This window comes from Streptomyces sp. NPDC048057 (genome assembly GCF_040653095.1).
GTDB lineage: Bacteria > Actinomycetota > Actinomycetes > Streptomycetales > Streptomycetaceae > Streptomyces.
In genome coordinates, this window is record NZ_JBEZNF010000012.1 from 1 (window position 1) to 16,623 (window position 16,623).

Here is a 16,623-nt window from a genome sequence, read left to right on the forward strand (position 1 = left end):
TTTCGGGGCGCAGTAAGTCATCGGACCCAGGAACACACCTCCGAGTTCCTCCCGGCTTTACCGGGGATACGTCAGAGCGCTTCGTGGCGCAGGACGTGCGTGATGTTCTCGTCGTGGGCGTACATCAGGTGCCGACGCGCCAGGAGCCGAGGTAGTCGCGCTGGCGCGGGCTCAGTTCGTCGAGGGTGATGCCGTACGCGTCGAGTTTCGCGGACGCGACCTCGTCCTCGATCGCCCGGGGAATGGGATGGACCTCGGAGGAGAGGTCCGATGCGTACCGGGCCAGGTGATGGACCGCCAGGGCCTGGGTCGCGAACGTCATGTCCATCACCTCGGCGGGATGGGCCTCCGCAGCGGCCTGGCCCAGCAGCCGCCCCTCGGCCAGCAGCAGGACTCGATGCCCCTCCACAAGCGTGTAGGCGACGCAGTGCTCGCGCACGTACTGGCGGTGGATGGCCGCCTCGGTCAGGCCGTCGACGTCGATCTCCAGGTCGAAGTGGCCGGAGTTGGCGACGACCACGCCGTCCTTCATACGGCGCATGTGGGCGACGGTGACGACGTCACGGTTGCCGGTCGTGGTGATGACCACATCGGCCAACGGCGCCGCCTGCTCCATCGGGAGCACCCGCATCCCCTCCAGCCGCGCCTCCAGCGCCCGGACCGGCGAGATCTCGGTGACCACGACCTCTGCGCCCATGCCGCGGGCCCGGGCTGCCACGCCACGGCCGCACCAGCCGTACCCGGCCACCACCACCGTCGCGCCCGCCAGCAGCATGTTCGTGGCCCGCAGCAGGCCGTCGACGGTGTTCTGCCCGGTGCCGAAGCGATTGTCGAACAGATGCTTGGTCAGGGCGTCGTTGGTGGGCAGCACGGGGTAGCGCAGCACACCGTCGGCGGCCATGTTCCGCATCCGGACCACCCCGGTCGAGGTGATCTCGGTGCCGCCGACGATGTCCGCCAGCAGTTCGGGGCGTTCCTCGTGGATGGTCGCGGTCAGGTCGGCGCCGTCGTCCACGACCAGCGTCGGGCGGATGTCGAGGGCCCCGGCCATCTGACGGTAGTAGGTGTCACGGTCGCAGCCGTGCACTGCGAACACCTCGGCGCCCAGGTCGCGCTGGATGGCCGCGGCCACGTCGTCCTTCGTCGACAGCGGGTTCGAGGCGCACAGCGCGACCTGCGCGCCCCCGGCCACCAGGGCGCGGCACAGGTTGGCCGTCTCGGTCGTCACATGCAGGCAGGCGGAGATCCGTGAACCGGCCAGCGGCTTCTCCTTCGCCCACCGCTCGGCCAGTGCCCGCAGCACCGGCATCCGACGGTACGCGAAGTCGATCTTGCTGGCACCCTCGTCGGCGAGCGCAGGATCACGCAGCAGCGGCATGGGGGGCTCCTCACAGGAAGTACGGAACGGGTGAACGGCACTGAGTCCATCGGTTCGGACCGCTGCGGACCAGGGAGGAAACCCGGCATCTGCCCGTCACCCGGCACGGACCCGCACCGGGGTGTCACCCGCGGTCATTCGCAGGGACGGCCAGCCCGGTCGACGCCGGGTGCGGCGTTAGGCTGCGGCCATGCCGCCTTCCTCCGCCCTTGCGCGCCGGCGCCGCAGCCGTGGCCACACCCAGGAGTCGCTCGCGCAGCACCTCCGGGTCGACGTCTCCAGCGTCGCCCGGTGGGAGCGGGGAGTATCCGTTCCGTCGCCCGGTGTCCGCCGGGCGTTGGCGGACGAACTCGCCCTCACCCTGGACGACCTCGCCGACCTCCTGGGCTCGCCCCCGCCCTCTCCCCCGGCCCCGGCCGCCGCGTTCGCCGACGGGCAGAGCACTCCAGATCTGATCAAGGACATCTGGGGAGCGGCGGAGCGCGGGGCACTGGCTGCGGGCCTCGGCGCCCGCTCGGATGCCGCGGTCGCGGACTCCGGGCCGGTCAGGGCAGGGGGCGCCCGAGAGCATGCCGTGCGCGTGGTACACCAGTGGCTGATCACTCCGCCACCACCGGGCCACGTCCACCGCTCGCACGGGCCGTCCCGCCGTATCGGTGCCCCGGAGGTGGAAGGCGTCCGCGCACGGCTGCGCTACCTCCACCAGGCGGACGACACCGTTGCGGGCGGGGACCTGTACCCGGCCGTCCGCGACGAACTCGCCCGTACCGCAGGTTTGCTGCGCACGACCGCCCACACCGCGGAGGTCGGCCGTGATCTGCTGCGGATCCTCGCCGAGATGTGCCAGCTCGCCGGGTGGTCGGCCGCGGACGCGGGCGACGCGCCCGCCTGCGAGCACTACCACCTCCAGGGCATCAAAGCCGCGCACGCGGCAAACGCCCCCGTCCTGGGCGCGCAGTTGGTCTCCAGCCTCGGCCACCACTTTGCCGAGCACGGCCTGGGCCGCGACGCCGTCACCCTCACCCGCTCGGCGCTTGCCCGCCTGGATGCCCTGGGGCGCACCGTCCCGGACGCGACCCCCACGGTCCGCGCGCTGCTCTTCGCCCGCGCAGCCTGGGCCCACACCGTCGTCGGGGAGCGCGAGCAGGCCGACGAGGCCGTCCGTCGCGCCCGGGACGCCTACGCGGCCCGCCGCGAGGGCGCCGACCCGGACCCCGCCTGGACATACTGGCTCACCCCCGACGAGATGGAGATCATCGCGGGTCGCCTCGACATCGCCCTCGGACGGCCGCAGTACGGAAACCAGCGGATCAGCACCGCACTCGCCGGCTGCGACCCGCGCCGGGTGCGGGAAACGGTGCTTTACACGGTCTGGCTCGCCCACGGCCACCTGAGCCGGCGCGAGCACGGGGCCGCGGCGGCACTCTCCCGTCGCGCCCACTGCCTGAGCGCCACGATCCGCTCCGCCTACAGCGACCGGGCCGTACGCCGGCTCGCCCATCGGCTCGCCCGGCCCCGTGACACCTCGCGGCTCGTCTGACCGTCAAGTGATCACCGTCCCGGTGACGTCGTCGTCCAGCGGGCGCGCGGCGAACTCGGGCAGCCGCTCGTCCACGGCGCAGTCGAAGCCGTCTCGGTGCGGGTTGGGCCGGAACCAACGCCGTTGTCGGGGGTGTGATCACGGGCCGGTTCGCGTGGAAGGCCGGCCGGGCGCAGGCGGACGGCACACGGGAAGGGGGAAGCCGGCAGGCCCACGCCGTGCAGTTCATGGCCCTGTGAGCCGATGCCAAGGTGAGTGCGTGCTGGACCAGCTAGTGCCACGAGACGGGTCGGTGGGGGTGTGCGCCCGTGCGACTACGACGTCGACGTTGCCGTCGGAGCCGACGTCCGGGAACCGACGCCGGGTTGCCCGCGCTTGATGGCGGCGTCGACTGCCGCGCCGATGCGGCGCAGCATTGCCAGCTCTTCGGGCTTGAGCTCGTCCACCAGGTACTCACGGACCGCTGCGACGTGTCCCGGCGCTGCCGCCACGACCGCTTCGTAGCCGGTCTCGGTCAGCATCGCGTTGGTGCGTCTGCCGGAGCCGGGAATCCGGGCCCGTGTGAGCAGTTCCCGCTTCTCCAGCCGTCCGACGACATGCGACAGTCGCGACAGCGACGCCGCCGTTCGCGCGGCCAGATCGCTCATCTGCAGGGTGTGCGCGGGCTGTTCGGACAGGACCGAGAGCACCATGTACTCGAAGAAGGTCAGCTGGGACTCGCGCTGCATCCGCGCGTCCAGGGCGGCCGGCAGGCTGATCATGATCGCTGAGTTGGCCAGCCATGCTGCCCGCTCGTCGCCGTTCAACCATCGCGTTTCGGCAACCTGACCAGTGGGCTCCCCCGAGCTGGATTCCCTTTCGGCAGGCGTCGTCGCCTCGGATGTCGACCCGTTTCGCGGACGCTGTCGGCGTTGTCTGTTCGCGTCAGCTGCGGTGCTTGCCATGAGGCCACACTACTCCCCCTTATTGACGCGTCAAGTTTGAGCGGGTAGATATTGAAGCGTCAAGTTCGTGACGCAGTCACCAGAGCGCGCAACCGACGGCGACGCCGTGCGTCATCAACCGCGTCACCCAGCCTTCCGCGGCGCCGAGGCCGGCCCTCAGCGCCGAAGCGCGGTGCCGGCGATCAGATCCAGGAAAGGACAACCGGATGCGACTCACGTCGCTTGGCGGGCTCGACGTCCCGCGCATCGGCCTGGGTGCCATGGGCATGTCTGCGTTCTACACCGGCGCCGGTCGGGACGACACCGGGTCGATCCGCACCATTCAGCGCGCCCTGGACCTCGGTGTCACGCATCTGGACACCGCTGAGGTGTACGGGCCTTACGTCAACGAGGAACTGGTGGGCCGCGCCGTCAGGGGCCGCCGGGACGAGGTCGTTCTCGCCACCAAGTTCGGCCTCGTCTCCCACACCGGCCGACCGGGCCCGGACAGCGGCCCCGCCAGCATTCGTACAGCTGTCGACGGCTCACTGCGTCGGCTCGGAACCGACCGCATCGACCTCTACTACCAGCACCGGGTCGACCCCGGCACGGCCATCGAGGAGACGGTGGGGGCATTGAGCGAGTTGGTGGATGCGGGCAAGGTCCTCCACATCGGTCTGTCGGAGGCCGCCGCGGCGACGATCCGCCGGGCCCATGCGGTCCACCCAGTGACCGCCGTCCAGACCGAGTACTCGCTGTGGACACGAGACCCCGAGGCCGAAGTGCTGCCCACGTTGCGTGAGCTCGACATCGGTCTGGTCCCCTACTCCCCGCTCGGACACGGCTTTCTCGCCGGTGACATCCGCACCCTGGACGGCCTGGACACCACCGACTGGCGTCGCACCAGTCCTCGGTTCACCGGCGACAACCTCACGCGCAACCTGCGCATCGTCGACCAGGTACGCGAGATCGCCGACGGCATCGACGCCACACCCGCGCAGGTCGCTCTGGCCTGGCTGCTCGCACAGGGAGAGGGCATCGCGCCCATTCCGGGGACGAAACGTATCGATCGGCTCGAAGAGAACAGCGCCGCCGACGGGATCCGACTCACCCCGGACCAGATCACCCGTCTGAACAACCTGACACCGGCGTCCGGCGCACGCCACGCCGAGCCCGACATGGCCGCCATCGACCAGTGAGAAAGATGCGAACCGAGCGATTCGCCCCACGCGATCCGCCAGGTCAGCACCTCAGGCCCGGCCGACCGACGGCAAGCCGCGGAATCCCGACTCATTCATGGCGCACCTGAAGAAACGGAACACCAACTTCATGTCAGACAGTGTGATTCGCGTCGGCATCGACCGGCTGCTGTCCTTCCACCACTTCGCCGATATCAACACCGCGTCAAGCCGATCACATCGGCGCGGCCTCCGTTTTCGGTCCCGACGTCGAGATCATCACCCACCGCATAACCAAGGAACTCCTGGAGCGCTTTCCCGACCCGAAGTGCCCCCTGCCGACGAAGACATTTGACGACGAATTCGTTCTCGAAGTGGGTGGAGTGAGCCTGCAGCTCTCCTAAAAGGGAGAGAACCACTGTCCTGGCAACATCTTCATCTACGCACCGCAGCAGAAGGTGCTCACTGCCGTGGACATCGTAAGCCCTGGAAGCGTCACATTCATGCACTGCGACGCCTCGCAGAACATTTCCGGCTGGTACGAGGCTCGTTCGCACATCTGGGAACGGCTGGCCGGAGCCACCACCCAGACCAAGTACCACGCGTACACCGTGGTGGAATCGATTCGCCTCGAACGGCCCCGACGCGACTACCGCGTGCGGGCGAGAACTCCCCGGTCTTCCTGACCTGACCGTCGGCTTCGTCGATCTTCAGCTGGAACTTGACACGGGCGACGGGACGATCCACAGCTCGGACGGGCCGTTGACGATGACGGACTCCAGCCGGGGTGGTGGCGGGTGAGACGGGGCCAACACGGCGTCGGGGTAGGCGCCGAACAGACCCTTCAAGGCCGCTTCGGCCTCCAGCCGGGCCAGGGGCGCGCCGAGGCAGAAGTGCGGGCCGTGGCCGAAGGCCAGGTGCTCCTTGCTGTGGCGCGTCGGATCGAAGTCGTCGGGCCGGTCCGGATGGACCTCCGGATCGCGCCCTGCTGCGCCGAAACCCAGCAGGATCGGCTCGCCGCGCCGGATGACCACGCCGTCGCCGAGGTCGATGTCCGTCAGCGGGTAGCGCAGGGGCAAGTGCATCACCGGGCATTCATGACGCAAGGTCTCTTCGATGACGTCCTCCCAGCTCAGGGAACCAGCGAGGACGGCGACCAGGTGATGGGGGTGAGTGAGGAGCGCCTGGATGGCGCTGGTGATGAGGTTGACGGCGGTCTCGTAACCGGCACTGAGCATCAGGTAGAGGATGTCCCGGCACTCTTGATCTGTGGGGCCGGCTCCGTCCTCGCCCCGGGTGACGGCCACATCGGTGGCGAGGTCGGACCCCGGGTCGCTTCGCTTGAGCTCCAGTAACTCGGTGAGGACGGCGTCAAGGGCCGCCCGTGAGGCCGTCATCCGCTCGGTGGTTGCCGTGGTCATCAGCAGGGCGTCCATGGGCGCGGTGACCCGGTGCCGCATGTCAACGGGCACGCCGAAGAGGTCGCAGATCACCGTCGTGGTCAGAGGCCTGGACAGGGCCTGGCGGACATCCACGGACTCGCCGGGGTCGAGTGAGCGCAGCCCGGCCACGAGGGCAGCCGTCGTCGCCTCGATCCCGGGCCGCAGCGCTGCCACCCGGCGGGGCGAAAAGGCGGGCGCCATCTGCCGACGTCCCGACCGGTGCTGCTCGCCGTAGCGGTTGAGGAAGCTGTAGCCGAGGGGGATGGCCCCCAGCGGCCAGCCCTCGGGGACCGCCGCCAGGCCGGGCCAGTGCCGGTACGGGTCACGGGAGACCCTCGGGTCTGAGGTAAGCGCACGGATCACCGAACTGCGGGTCACCGACCAGGCGATGACTCCGTCGGGAAGCTCGACCCGCACAGCCGGCCCTGCGGAGCGCAGGTCCGCGTTCTGCTGGTGCAGAGCACGGGCACTCATGTCCAACACGGGGCAGCCGCGGTTGTCATCAGGAGTCATGGCATCGCTCCTCAGAGTCTCTCGTGCCGGGCTCTGGTGGCCGGCACGGGGGCAGAGTGCGGTCTGCGGGCTCTGCCTCCGTTGTAGAGGGCCGTCGGAGAGTCGTCAACGGATCGTTCGGCCCGTCGGCGTCGGTCACTCCCGTGGGCGTGGATCCACGCCGCTCGCGCCGTGCTCGGCGATCTCGGTCCAGTAGGCCACGGCCAGTTCCTCGAACCGCAGCCCGAAGGCCAGGGTGGCTGCCTGCGGCGGGTCGAACCTCAGGCCTGCCCTGGCGGTGGCGGGTTCGGCCGGGTCCGCGGTGGAGGCCGACGCGAGGATCGTTTCGTACTCGGCGAGCTTGCGGCGGTGCGCCTCCAGTTGTGCCACGGCGAGTCGATGCACCTGAGCCGTGCCGGGCCCCCCGTCCTGCTGGAAGAAGAGCCGCAGCAGGCCCTCGTCCCGGACGTCCGTGACGTGGTCGGCCGGGTCGGTGAGCCAGGCGGCGAGCGTGTCCCGCCCGGCCTGGGTCAGCGTCAGCGTTCGCCGCCGGCGGCCGGCTCCCTCCCGTTCCTCGGTGACGAGCCCGCGGCGGACGAGCCGGGCGGCCTCCGCGTAGATCTGGGACCGGGGGAAGGCCCAGAAGTGCCCGACGCTCTGCTGGATCTCCCGATCGAGCGCGTACGGGGTGGCGGAGCCCAACTGGTCGAGGAGGCCGAGCACGACGTAGGCGCTGGCGGAGAAGGCTGGCATGACATCTCCCGGTCTGGACGGTCTGAACCTCGGCGTTGCGCACCCGATTCCGACGTCGGAACATCGAGAACCGTACAGGCTGCACGTTCCCGTCCGAGGATCGGAGTCAACGATGGCCACTGCAATCGGCAATCCCTACCTGGAAGGCAACTTCGCCCCCATTCCCGACGAGTTGAGCGTCGACGACCTGCCGGTGACCGGGGCCCTGCCCCGCGAGCTGAACGGCCGCTACCTGCGGATCGGGCCCAATCCGCAGGGGAGCGTCGAAACCGGCGCGGGTCACCACTGGTTCATCGGGCAGGGCATGGTGCACGGCGTCCGCCTGCGCGACGGGCGGGCCGAGTGGTACCGCAACCGGTTCGTCCGCAGCGACGTTCCCGAGAACTCGCCCAACACCAACGTCCTCGCCCAGGGCGGCCGGCTGCTCGCCCTCGTCGAGGGCGGCGGGGCGCCGGTGTCGATCTCCCCCGACCTGAACCGGATGGCGACCTGGGACGCTGACGGAGCGTTGCGCGCCGGCTTCACCGCCCATCCGAAGATCGATCCGGTCACCGGCGAGATGCACTCCATCAGCTATCTGCTCAGGCCCGGAGCGGAGCACCTGCGCTACGACGTCCTGGACGCGACCGGGAAGGCGACGCACACCGCCGAGCTGCCCGTGTCCGGGGTGCCCATGGTCCACGACATGGCGATGACCGCGACGCGGGTCGTGGTGCTCGACCTTCCGGTGACGCTGTCGACGGAGGCCGTGGGTCGCCTGATGGCGGGCACCCCGCAGAGCGGCGACGCGCTGTCGATGCGCTGGAACGAGGAGCATCCGTCGCGGGTGGGGGTGCTGCCGCGCGGCGGCACCGCGGATCAGCTCAGGTGGTTCGACGCGCCGCGCGCTTACGTGTTCCACGTCCTCAACGCGTACGACGCCCCGGACGGCTCGATCGTCATGGACGTCGTCCGCTACGACACGGTGTTCCGCAACGCGTTCAACGGTCCCACCGACTGCCCGCCCACCCTGGCCCGGTGGACCGTCGCCCCGGGCCGCGGCACCGTCTCCGAGCAGATCATGTCCGATTACGGCATGGAGTGGCCGCGGATCAATCGGGACCGGGTCGGGCACGCCCACCGCTACGGCTGGTTCGGCGGAGTGGGCCCCGAGGGCCTGCGTCTGTCCGACGACGTCAACCGCGACCGCGGCGGCAGCTTCGAACCCGGTCCGCTGGTCAAGTTCGACACGACGACCGGCGAGACCACGGTCCACCACTTCGGAGCCGGACGGGTGACGCAGGAGCCGGCGTTCGTGGCGCGGCCGGGCGCCGAAGCGGAGGAGGACGGCTGGATCCTCTCGGTGGTCTACGACGGCGCCACCGACCGCAGCGAGTTGGTCGTGCTCGACGCCGCCGACGTCGAGGCCGCCCCGCTCGCCCGGGTGCACCTGCCGCGCCGCGTCCCCTTCGGCTTCCACGGCAACTGGGTCTCGGACGACGAGGTCGGCGCGTAAGCCGCCGGGGCCTTGCCTCTGCACGGTCAGCACCGCGTGATGAACTCGTTTTCCGCGCAGGCCGTGTGACCAAGCGAAGGCGAGCTATACGATCAGCGCGCACGGAAGGCGCACCCGGCCTCGCCGGGATCGATGCGTCGATGGTGCGCACGGCCTCGGAACGGGACACCGTCCTGCTTTGCCTCCACTGATCGGAGAGACGTGTTCACCGCCTTCGTCACGGTCACCGTCCTTGGCGCGCTCTTCAACGGCGCCGCGGCCGTCACGTACCTGATCGGCCATGAATACCCCAAGTCCCAGGCGGACATGAAGGGCATCCCCCGGAAGTACGTACCGGTCCTGGGTGCGTTGTTGGCGGCGGGCACGGTGGGGCTGTTGGCCGGGCTCGCCGTACCGCTGCTGGGGACCCTCGCGGCGGCCGGCCTCGTGCTGTACTTCATCGGCGCGATCGTCGCCCACCTACGGGTGGGCTCGCGCGACATCGTGGGCGGGATCGTCTTCCTGATCACCGCGGTGGCCGCCCTGACCCTGGGCCTGCTCCACCACGGCCCGTGGTGAACGGCGGGGGCGACCAGCACCGTCGGCTGCCGGCCCCGGGGGACGGCAGCCGGGTCTCACTTCTTGTCCTTCTTCCGTAGGAACTTGTTGATCTTGGTCCGGAAGGAACTACTGGATTTCTCCTTGCCGTCGAGCTGGTTCTCGCTCTCGGGCGTCACCCATTCCAGCTCCTTCCAGAATTCCAGGATCTCCGGATCGAACAGGCTGCGGAACTCCTCCCTGTCGATGTGCGCCCCTGGGATGACCCCTTCCCTTGTTCCTTCGGAGGTCTCGCGCTTCACGACGCCGTGATGCCCGGCGGTGAACTTTTCCATCACCTTCTCAACGACATCGGGCCCCGTCGCTTTGGGAGCCAGCACCGACAGCATGTTCGCCATGACGTCTTCGGTGTATTCGTGCTTCATGTCGGTGCGACGGTCCGGCAGGGCCTTGAGCAGCTCGTCCATGAAGGCCGACTCGGGTGAAACGATGAAGTTGTTGTTCAGGAGTCCCGCGCCGTAACGGACATCGGCCGCTTCGACGAGGTCCGCCTGGGTCAACTTCTTCTTCCTCTTCTTGCCCTCGTGACCCAGCGCGGTGTGCACGCTGCCCTTGTCCCGCAGGCGCGGGGCGAAGAGCGGGACTTCGTCGCCGTGCATCTTCATTTCGGGCGCTGACGCGAGCCGTACGGCGCCGGGCGCGATGTCGACGTCCATGTACACGCCGCCGTACTTCTTCAGCACCGTGTAGCGCAGGATGTCGGAGGCCAGGTTGTACGCCTTCTTAACCTTGGCTTCCAGGTACCACTCGAAATTCTTCTCGCCCGCGCCCTCCTCGACGAGCCTGTCACTGTCGGAGTGGATCTTCAGACGGTCCCCGAAGGTCTTCTGTAGTTCAGCGAGCGCGGGACCGCTCGTGTCGGTCCACAGGTTAAGCGTCCAGTCGCTGCCCTCGGCCCTGTCCTTCCACGCCTTGAGGTTGTCCACGACACCGTCGCCCGGCTTGTCGCCGAGCCAGATGAAGTGCAGCACCCGCGGTACGCGGACCGAGCTCTCCGACTCGGCGTGATCGGCCCGGTCCCACACGTGTTGGACGTGGTCGGCCTGGGTCGCGAAACCCTTGCGCCGCAGACGGCCGCGCAGCAGGCGGAAGACGTCCGCGCGGCCCGTGGCCGCCAGGTGGCGCACGTAACCGGCGAGTTGGTCTTCGTCGTCCGCGCGTAGCTCGACTCCTTCATGGTCGTGCATGCGGAGTGCGATGCCGCTGGCCGGCTCTTCCGTCGCCGCTTCCGTCGCCTGCTCCGCGGGGTTCCGTGTCGGGGCCTGCTCCAGGGACGCCCGTTGCACGCGCCCTTGGTCGGCAACTCCGCCCGCGGAAGCAGTGCGCTGGAGGTGCCTCAGCCAGTCAGGGTTCAGACCGACGGAGCGACGGACACGGGGTGGCCCCGACGCCGTTCGGTCGACCTGAGCTTGCTGTCTGTCGTGCGGACGCACGCGGAACGCTCCTTCGCGCCGGGAGAGGGGTGCCACCCACCTGTTTACGCCACCGCACGGACTCGTGACGTCACCATCGGGGCAGACACGTCACCCGGCGAAGCCGTGCGTTCGGGCAAGCGAGTTGCCCGAACGCACGAACCCCACGCGTCACGACCGCGTCCCCGCCCGGGCGACGGACACCGCGGTCGGTACCCGCTCACGGGCCGGCTCCTTGTGGAAGGCCCAGGACAGGTCTGGCTCGGTCACCGGTTTGAGCACGCGGCGGACCAGCGGGGTGCACATCAAGGTGACGGCGATCGCGACGGCGACGGAGAGCACGACCTTGCCCAGGGGGTCGTGCAGCCAGCCGACGCGCTCGAAGAGGCCCGCGTACTCGGCGCCCTTGATGAGGAAGCCGTGCAGCAGGTAGCCGCAGATCGTGCCGGCGCCCAGGGCCGTGAACCACGTGCGGCGCTTCGGGACCAGGGCCAGGAAGGCGACCGTCAGCAGCAGGGCGCCGCCGAACAGGGCGACCGTCATCAGCGGGCCGACCCACCACGCCGCGCCGAGTTCCTGGGCGCTGCTGTTGCGGAAGACCCAGCCGGTCTCCACGCGGGTGGCCACCCCGTACGCGAGGACGCCGGCGACGGCGAACACCGGTACGGCCAGCAGCCGGGCGTTGCGGTGGCGTACGAGCGCCAGGTGCTTCGGCTTCAAGCACAGCCCGAGGACGAAGTAGGGCAGGAACTGCAGGACGCGTTGGAGGTTGAGGTCCTCCCCGATGGCCGGCGAGGCCGAGGCCAGCGCGGCGACGGCCAGGGCGAGCGGCAGGGGTTGTCGTAGCCACTGCCACAGCGGGGTCGTGACGCGCCAGATGAACAGCGCGCCCAGGAACCAGGTCAGGAACCACGGGTCGAGGAGGCTGATCGGATGGTCCGGAGCGTCTCCCGCATACCGTTTGAACAGCGAGTACGCCACCTCGAAGACCACGTACGGCACCACGATGCCGGAGACGAGGCGTCTCAGTTGACGCGGCCGTCCGGCGAAGCTGCGCGAGAGGTAGCCGGAGAGGATGATGAACGCCGGCATGTGGAACGCGTAGACGAGGACGTACAGCGCTGTGGTCGCCCGGGTGGTCTCCACGACCTCCCAGGCGTGTGCGACCGCCACCAAAACGATCAGCAGGTACTTGGCATTGTCCAGGAAGGCATCTCTTTCCTCGGCCGGTGCGGCCTGACGTCTCGTCACCGTGTGCAGATCGGGCGGTCCGAGGACGGCGTTCTGCTCCTGCGGCAAGACAAATCCTTCGCGTGTGGGTGCAGGGCACGCGAGACCCGGTCGATCGAGGCGCGGCAGTCGACGTGCGGGACGTCGGACAGGGCTTCACGCCGGACCAACCGCACGAAGAGTGCGATCCGGGGCCTCGTTCGGCCACCGTAGCAGGTACGTTTCCGCCTTCTCGGCGACCGCCGAGTGCGGGTGCCGCGGAGGCCGCCGGCCGACGGCAGGGCGTCGGCATGGTGGGTGCCGTCGAGACTGCCGGGCTGCGGCAATGCCCGGACCAGGGGTGTTGTTCCAAGATGGTGCGGTGGGGTGGCGCGTGCCGGACGCACGGTCTCCCCACTCCGGTCGGGTGGATGGAGCCGGGCCGGACACGAAGGCGCCAACGGGGGTAGTACACGGATGGATCGGCGACGGAGCCGGATGGTGGCGGGGATCGGGGCCGCGGTGGTGGTCGCGCTCGTCGCGGGCGGACTCGGCTGGGCGTACGGCGACGGGGACGACTCCGGGGACGAGATCACCGGCCCGTGTCGGGACGTGCTGGCCGTCGAGGAGGCCCGTGCCTTCTTCGGCGGCGTCGAAGTGGAGGCGCGGGGGAACACGGGTCAGTGGGGCGGACACGACACCGACTGGTGTTCCGTACGGCCCCGGGGCGACGACCAGGGCTCGGCCCTCAAGCTCCAGATCAGGCCGGTCGAGGCGCACCGGGCCAGCGGTGCGGCCGAAGAGGCCGGTGCCAACCCCATCGGGTACGGCTGGCAGGGCTCCGTCGCCACCCACTACGGGGAGCCGAAGGGTGCCGTCCTCCTCGACTGCGAGCAGCTTCCCGGCAAGGGCCTCCTCGTGCTGGCGGAAGCGACGAGGAGGGTCGACGAGCTGACCGACGCGCAGGTGCTCCAGGTCGCCCGGCTCACCACCGAGACCGCCCGCCGCGCCGCCGACCGCCTCGGCTGTGAGGGAACTCCGGGGGAGCGGCCCGACGCGGTGGACCGGCGGAGTAGCACGAACCGACCGGCCGCCGAAGCGGTGGGCACCTGCAAGGGTGTCGTCGGCCCCGGCAGCGCCCGCGCCCTCGCGGCGGCGACGGTCGTGGAACGCCCCGCGGGCCGGGCGCTGACCGAGAGGTGCGAGGTGGAACTGGCGAAGGAGCAGCGCGTACGGCTGTCCGCCTACTACGGCCCGTCCGCCCTTCAGGAAACGTACCTCGACCGCCGCTACCCCGGCAGCGTCCCGAACATCGTCACCCGCTTGTTCGACTGCCCCGGCGCCCTCGGCACCGCGTATGTGAAGCTCAGCCCGCCCAAGCAGGCGAACGGCGAACCCGCGCAGGTGGACCGGCGCACCGACGCGGTGTACGCACAGCTCCTGTCGTCCTTCGCCGCGGCGTCGGCGGCGCGGCACGGCTGCCCGGCGCCGTGACGTCGGCGCCGCTGACCCGGACACTGTCCGTCCGCGACGGGCTCTCTGGCTGCGGAGTGGACCTCTCGGAGAGAAGATCGTGAGGGGGGCGCGAGAGGTGCGAGGTGGAAGCGGTGACCGGTCCGATCGTCGTGGGTGTCGACGGCTCGGACGCGGCCCTGGTCGCGCTCGACTGGGCCGCGGACGCAGCGGTCCGACGCGAGGTGCCCCTGCGCGCGGTGTACGCCTCCCTCTGGGAGCGCTACGAGGGTGCGGCGCCCGCCTCCTTCGGTTCGGATCGGCCCGAGGACGCGGCCCTGGCCGACTGGATCGTCGGCTCCACGGAGGCGCGGGTGCACACCCACTCCCCCGGGCTGCCCGTCGAGGCGGTGGTGCTGCCGCAGGACGCGGGGTCCGCGCTCGTGGCGGAGTCGCGGAGCGCCGCGCTGGTGGTGACGGGCGTGTCGGGGCGCGGATTCCTCGCGGAGCGCCTGCTCGGCTCGGTGAGCCTGACGGTCGCCGGCGGGGCCCACTGCCCTGCGGTGGTGGTCCGCGGTGAGCAACCCCATGTGCAGGGCCTGTACCGCCGGGTGGTCGTCGGCGTGAACGATCCCGCGCAGGCCCGTCCCGCGCTGCGGTACGCCCTGCGCGAGGCGGCTGCCCGGCGGTGCGAGTTGCAGGTGGTGCACGCGTGGCGGCGGGTCGCGCAGGAGCCGGTGGACCACATGGGCGTGCCGGACGACACGACGCGCTCGCAGCGGGACCGGACGGCTCACTTGCTGGACGAGGCGGTGGGCCTCGCCTTGGCGGGCGGGGGTGACGTGGCCGTACGGCGGACCGCCGTGGAGGGGCCTGCCCACCGGGTGTTGACGGGGCTGTCGGCCGAGGCGGACCTGTTGGTGATCGGCGCTTCGCACCAGGACAGGCGGCACGGTGGGCGCATCGGGCACGTCGCGCACGCGGCGCTGCACCGGGCGGCCTGTCCGGTGGTGATCGTCCACCAGCCCGATTGAGTCCCGGGTGGTGGTCCGTCCGGGTGTTCGTGTGCCCGGACGGACCACGAGAGGTGTCAGGCCACGCTCACGGAGCCGTCGCTGCGAGGGTCCGTCCCCGCGTCGAAGCCGGTTCCCGACGGGGTGCGGCGGACGAGTTGACCGTGGCCGACCTGTTCGTCCTGTTCGGCGCAGACCGCCACCCGGTAGCCGCCCCGGGTCAGCGCCGCGACGACGTCCCGCGGTACGGCGCCCTCGACGGAGGCCACCTGCGCCGGCTCGTCCACACCGAGGCCGCCGATGACCCAGCGGGGTCGGCCGAGCGCTTCGGCGGGGCCGTCGCCGGCGGCGATCCGCAGCGCCAGCTGGGTGTGGATCTGCGGCTGGGCCTTGCCGCCCATGGTGCCGTGGGCGCCGGTGACGACGCCGTCGCGGCGGGTCAGGACCGGCATCAGGGTGTGGGCGGGGCGCTTGCCGCCCGCCAGCCGGTTCGGGGAGTCCGGCGCGAGGTCGAAGAAGGAGCCCCGGTTGTGCAGCACGATCCCGGTCGCGGGGTCGAGGATGCCGGAGCCGAAGCTGTGGAAGAGGCTCTGGATCAGCGACACCGCGTATCCCTCGTCGTCCGCGGCGACCACGGCGACCGTGTCGCCGCTGGGCCGGGCGGCTTCGTTGCGGCGTACGGCGGCGGGCTCCGACGCGGCGCGGTGCGGCGCGGTGCGTACCTCGGCGGCGAGCCGGTCCAGGTGTGCCCCGCCCAGCAGCTCGGCGACGGGGACGTCCACCTGTCGGGGGTCGGCCAGGTGGCGGTCGCGGTCGCGGGTGATCGCGTCGAACACCCGGGCCGTCAGGTCCGCGTCTGCGCCGAGCAGTTCGGCGTCGGCGGGGAGGCGTTCGACGATCCCCAGGGCCTGGAGCAGGTGCAGGCCCTGCGAGTTGGGCGGGGCGGTCAGGTACTCCTCGCCGCGGAACGGTGCGGACAGGGGGTCGCCGGTCTCGGTGGCGTGGCGGGCGAGGTCGTCGGGGGTGAGCGGGGAGCCCTTGGCGCGCAGCATGGCGACGAGCCGGGCGCCGAGTTCGCCCTCGTACAGGGCGGCCGGTCCCTCGGACGCGAGCCGTGCGAGGGTGTCGGCGAGCGCGGGTTGGCGCAGCGGGCTGCCCTCGGCGAGCGGGGTGCCGTCGGGGAAGAACACCGCGCGCATTCCCTCGTCGGCCGTCAGCAGGTCTGCTTCGGCGCGCAGGGCGGTCGCGACCCCGGGTGCGGTGGGCACGCCGTGGCGGGCGTGGTCGATCGCGTCGGCGAACAGCCGCTCCCACGGCAGCCGTCCGGCGATGCGGTGGAGGGTGGCCCAGCCGGCGACGACTCCGGGCACGGTCACGGTGAGCGGGCCGGTGACGGGCATCCGCGGGCCGGGGACGGCCGCGGGGTCGGCCGCCGCTGCTGCCGCACCGCTGCCGTTGACGGAGACGACCCGTCCGTCGGGCAGCGCGACGAGGGCGACGAGGTCGCCACCGACGGCGCACTGGTGCGGGTAGACGACGGTGAGGGCGACGGCTGCGGCGACGGCCGCGTCCACGGCGTTGCCGCCCGCCCGCCGTGCGGCGGCGCCCGCTTCGGTCGCCAGGGCGTGCGGGGCGGCGAGTCCGTACGGAGCGGGGCCGGCCCCGCCGGGGGACGCAGGGGGTACGGGGGAAGGAGGTGCGACGGGCATGTGGGTGGCTTCCTGAGGGGCAGCGGGCGA

The 16,623-nt window shown here is 70.8% G+C and carries 14 protein-coding genes; 7 read left to right on the plus strand and 7 right to left on the minus strand.

Annotation, left to right across the window (positions count from 1 at the left end):
* Window positions 1-124: 124 nt before the first annotated feature.
* Complete coding sequence (gene ahcY / locus AB0E05_RS15670) at window positions 125-1,378, minus strand: adenosylhomocysteinase (protein WP_361963497.1); 1,254 nt, start codon at window positions 1,376-1,378, stop codon at window positions 125-127.
* Window positions 1,379-1,568: 190 nt separating this feature from the next.
* Here ahcY and AB0E05_RS15675 point away from each other — a divergent pair, with 190 nt between their 5' ends.
* Window positions 1,569-2,918 carry a helix-turn-helix transcriptional regulator gene (locus AB0E05_RS15675; protein WP_361963499.1) on the plus strand — a complete coding sequence of 450 codons (1,350 nt, stop codon included), beginning with the start codon at window positions 1,569-1,571 and terminating at the stop codon, window positions 2,916-2,918.
* A 314-nt stretch (window positions 2,919-3,232) separates the two neighbouring features.
* On the opposite strand, the gene AB0E05_RS15680 is transcribed toward AB0E05_RS15675, so the two are convergent.
* Window positions 3,233-3,862, minus strand: a complete 630-nt coding sequence (locus AB0E05_RS15680) for a MarR family winged helix-turn-helix transcriptional regulator (RefSeq protein WP_361963501.1) — start codon at window positions 3,860-3,862, stop codon at window positions 3,233-3,235.
* Window positions 3,863-4,068: 206 nt separating this feature from the next.
* On the opposite strand from AB0E05_RS15680, the gene AB0E05_RS15685 reads away from it, so the two are divergent.
* A complete protein-coding gene (locus tag AB0E05_RS15685; protein ID WP_361963503.1) occupies window positions 4,069-5,040 on the plus strand; it encodes an aldo/keto reductase in 972 nt (323 codons plus the stop codon).
* Between the two features lie 482 nt (window positions 5,041-5,522).
* A complete protein-coding gene (locus tag AB0E05_RS15690; RefSeq protein WP_361963505.1) occupies window positions 5,523-5,705 on the plus strand; it encodes a hypothetical protein in 183 nt (60 codons plus the stop codon).
* Window positions 5,706-5,729: 24 nt separating this feature from the next.
* On the opposite strand, the gene AB0E05_RS15695 is transcribed toward AB0E05_RS15690, so the two are convergent.
* Together AB0E05_RS15695 and AB0E05_RS15700 are read right to left on the minus strand one after the other, a co-directional pair.
* Window positions 5,730-6,974, minus strand: a complete 1,245-nt coding sequence (locus AB0E05_RS15695) for a cytochrome P450 (protein ID WP_361963507.1) — start codon at window positions 6,972-6,974, stop codon at window positions 5,730-5,732.
* Window positions 6,975-7,109: 135 nt separating this feature from the next.
* Window positions 7,110-7,706, minus strand: a complete 597-nt coding sequence (locus AB0E05_RS15700) for a PadR family transcriptional regulator (protein ID WP_361963509.1) — start codon at window positions 7,704-7,706, stop codon at window positions 7,110-7,112.
* A 112-nt stretch (window positions 7,707-7,818) separates the two neighbouring features.
* On the opposite strand from AB0E05_RS15700, the gene AB0E05_RS15705 reads away from it, so the two are divergent.
* Window positions 7,819-9,201, plus strand: a complete 1,383-nt coding sequence (locus AB0E05_RS15705; protein ID WP_361963511.1) for a carotenoid oxygenase family protein — start codon at window positions 7,819-7,821, stop codon at window positions 9,199-9,201.
* Between the two features lie 201 nt (window positions 9,202-9,402).
* Window positions 9,403-9,759 carry a DoxX family protein gene (locus AB0E05_RS15710; RefSeq protein ID WP_361963513.1) on the plus strand — a complete coding sequence of 119 codons (357 nt, stop codon included), beginning with the start codon at window positions 9,403-9,405 and terminating at the stop codon, window positions 9,757-9,759.
* 56 nt (window positions 9,760-9,815) lie between these two features.
* On the opposite strand, the gene AB0E05_RS15715 is transcribed toward AB0E05_RS15710, so the two are convergent.
* Together AB0E05_RS15715 and AB0E05_RS15720 are read right to left on the minus strand one after the other, a co-directional pair.
* The gene (locus AB0E05_RS15715; protein ID WP_361963515.1) at window positions 9,816-11,231 is read right to left on the minus strand and encodes a TcdA/TcdB catalytic glycosyltransferase domain-containing protein; all 1,416 of its coding nucleotides are present in this window, start codon (window positions 11,229-11,231) and stop codon (window positions 9,816-9,818) included.
* 150 nt (window positions 11,232-11,381) lie between these two features.
* Window positions 11,382-12,461, minus strand: coding sequence for an acyltransferase family protein (locus AB0E05_RS15720; protein WP_361963866.1), 1,080 nt, complete (start codon window positions 12,459-12,461; stop codon window positions 11,382-11,384).
* Window positions 12,462-12,896: 435 nt separating this feature from the next.
* Between AB0E05_RS15720 and AB0E05_RS15725 the strand changes: the two genes are divergently transcribed.
* Together AB0E05_RS15725 and AB0E05_RS15730 are read left to right on the plus strand one after the other, a co-directional pair.
* Complete coding sequence (locus AB0E05_RS15725; protein WP_361963517.1) at window positions 12,897-13,913, plus strand: hypothetical protein; 1,017 nt, start codon at window positions 12,897-12,899, stop codon at window positions 13,911-13,913.
* A gap of 113 nt (window positions 13,914-14,026) precedes the next feature.
* Window positions 14,027-14,905 carry a universal stress protein gene (locus tag AB0E05_RS15730; protein ID WP_361963519.1) on the plus strand — a complete coding sequence of 293 codons (879 nt, stop codon included), beginning with the start codon at window positions 14,027-14,029 and terminating at the stop codon, window positions 14,903-14,905.
* 56 nt (window positions 14,906-14,961) lie between these two features.
* On the opposite strand, the gene AB0E05_RS15735 is transcribed toward AB0E05_RS15730, so the two are convergent.
* Window positions 14,962-16,593, minus strand: coding sequence for a gamma-glutamyltransferase (locus AB0E05_RS15735; protein WP_361963521.1), 1,632 nt, complete (start codon window positions 16,591-16,593; stop codon window positions 14,962-14,964).
* Window positions 16,594-16,623 lie beyond the last annotated feature (30 nt).

Bases quoted from the DNA above. Each gene is read 5' to 3' on its own strand.
- ahcY (WP_361963497.1), bottom strand. From the start codon at position 1,378: ATGCCGCTGCTGCGTGATCCTGCGCTCGCCGACGAGGGTGCCAGCAAG.
- AB0E05_RS15675 (WP_361963499.1), top strand. From the start codon at position 1,569: ATGCCGCCTTCCTCCGCCCTTGCGCGCCGGCGCCGCAGCCGTGGCCAC.
- AB0E05_RS15680 (WP_361963501.1), bottom strand. From the start codon at position 3,862: ATGGCAAGCACCGCAGCTGACGCGAACAGACAACGCCGACAGCGTCCG.
- AB0E05_RS15685 (WP_361963503.1), top strand. From the start codon at position 4,069: ATGCGACTCACGTCGCTTGGCGGGCTCGACGTCCCGCGCATCGGCCTG.
- AB0E05_RS15690 (WP_361963505.1), top strand. From the start codon at position 5,523: ATGCACTGCGACGCCTCGCAGAACATTTCCGGCTGGTACGAGGCTCGT.
- AB0E05_RS15695 (WP_361963507.1), bottom strand. From the start codon at position 6,974: ATGACTCCTGATGACAACCGCGGCTGCCCCGTGTTGGACATGAGTGCC.
- AB0E05_RS15700 (WP_361963509.1), bottom strand. From the start codon at position 7,706: ATGCCAGCCTTCTCCGCCAGCGCCTACGTCGTGCTCGGCCTCCTCGAC.
- AB0E05_RS15705 (WP_361963511.1), top strand. From the start codon at position 7,819: ATGGCCACTGCAATCGGCAATCCCTACCTGGAAGGCAACTTCGCCCCC.
- AB0E05_RS15725 (WP_361963517.1), top strand. From the start codon at position 12,897: ATGGATCGGCGACGGAGCCGGATGGTGGCGGGGATCGGGGCCGCGGTG.
- AB0E05_RS15735 (WP_361963521.1), bottom strand. From the start codon at position 16,593: ATGCCCGTCGCACCTCCTTCCCCCGTACCCCCTGCGTCCCCCGGCGGG.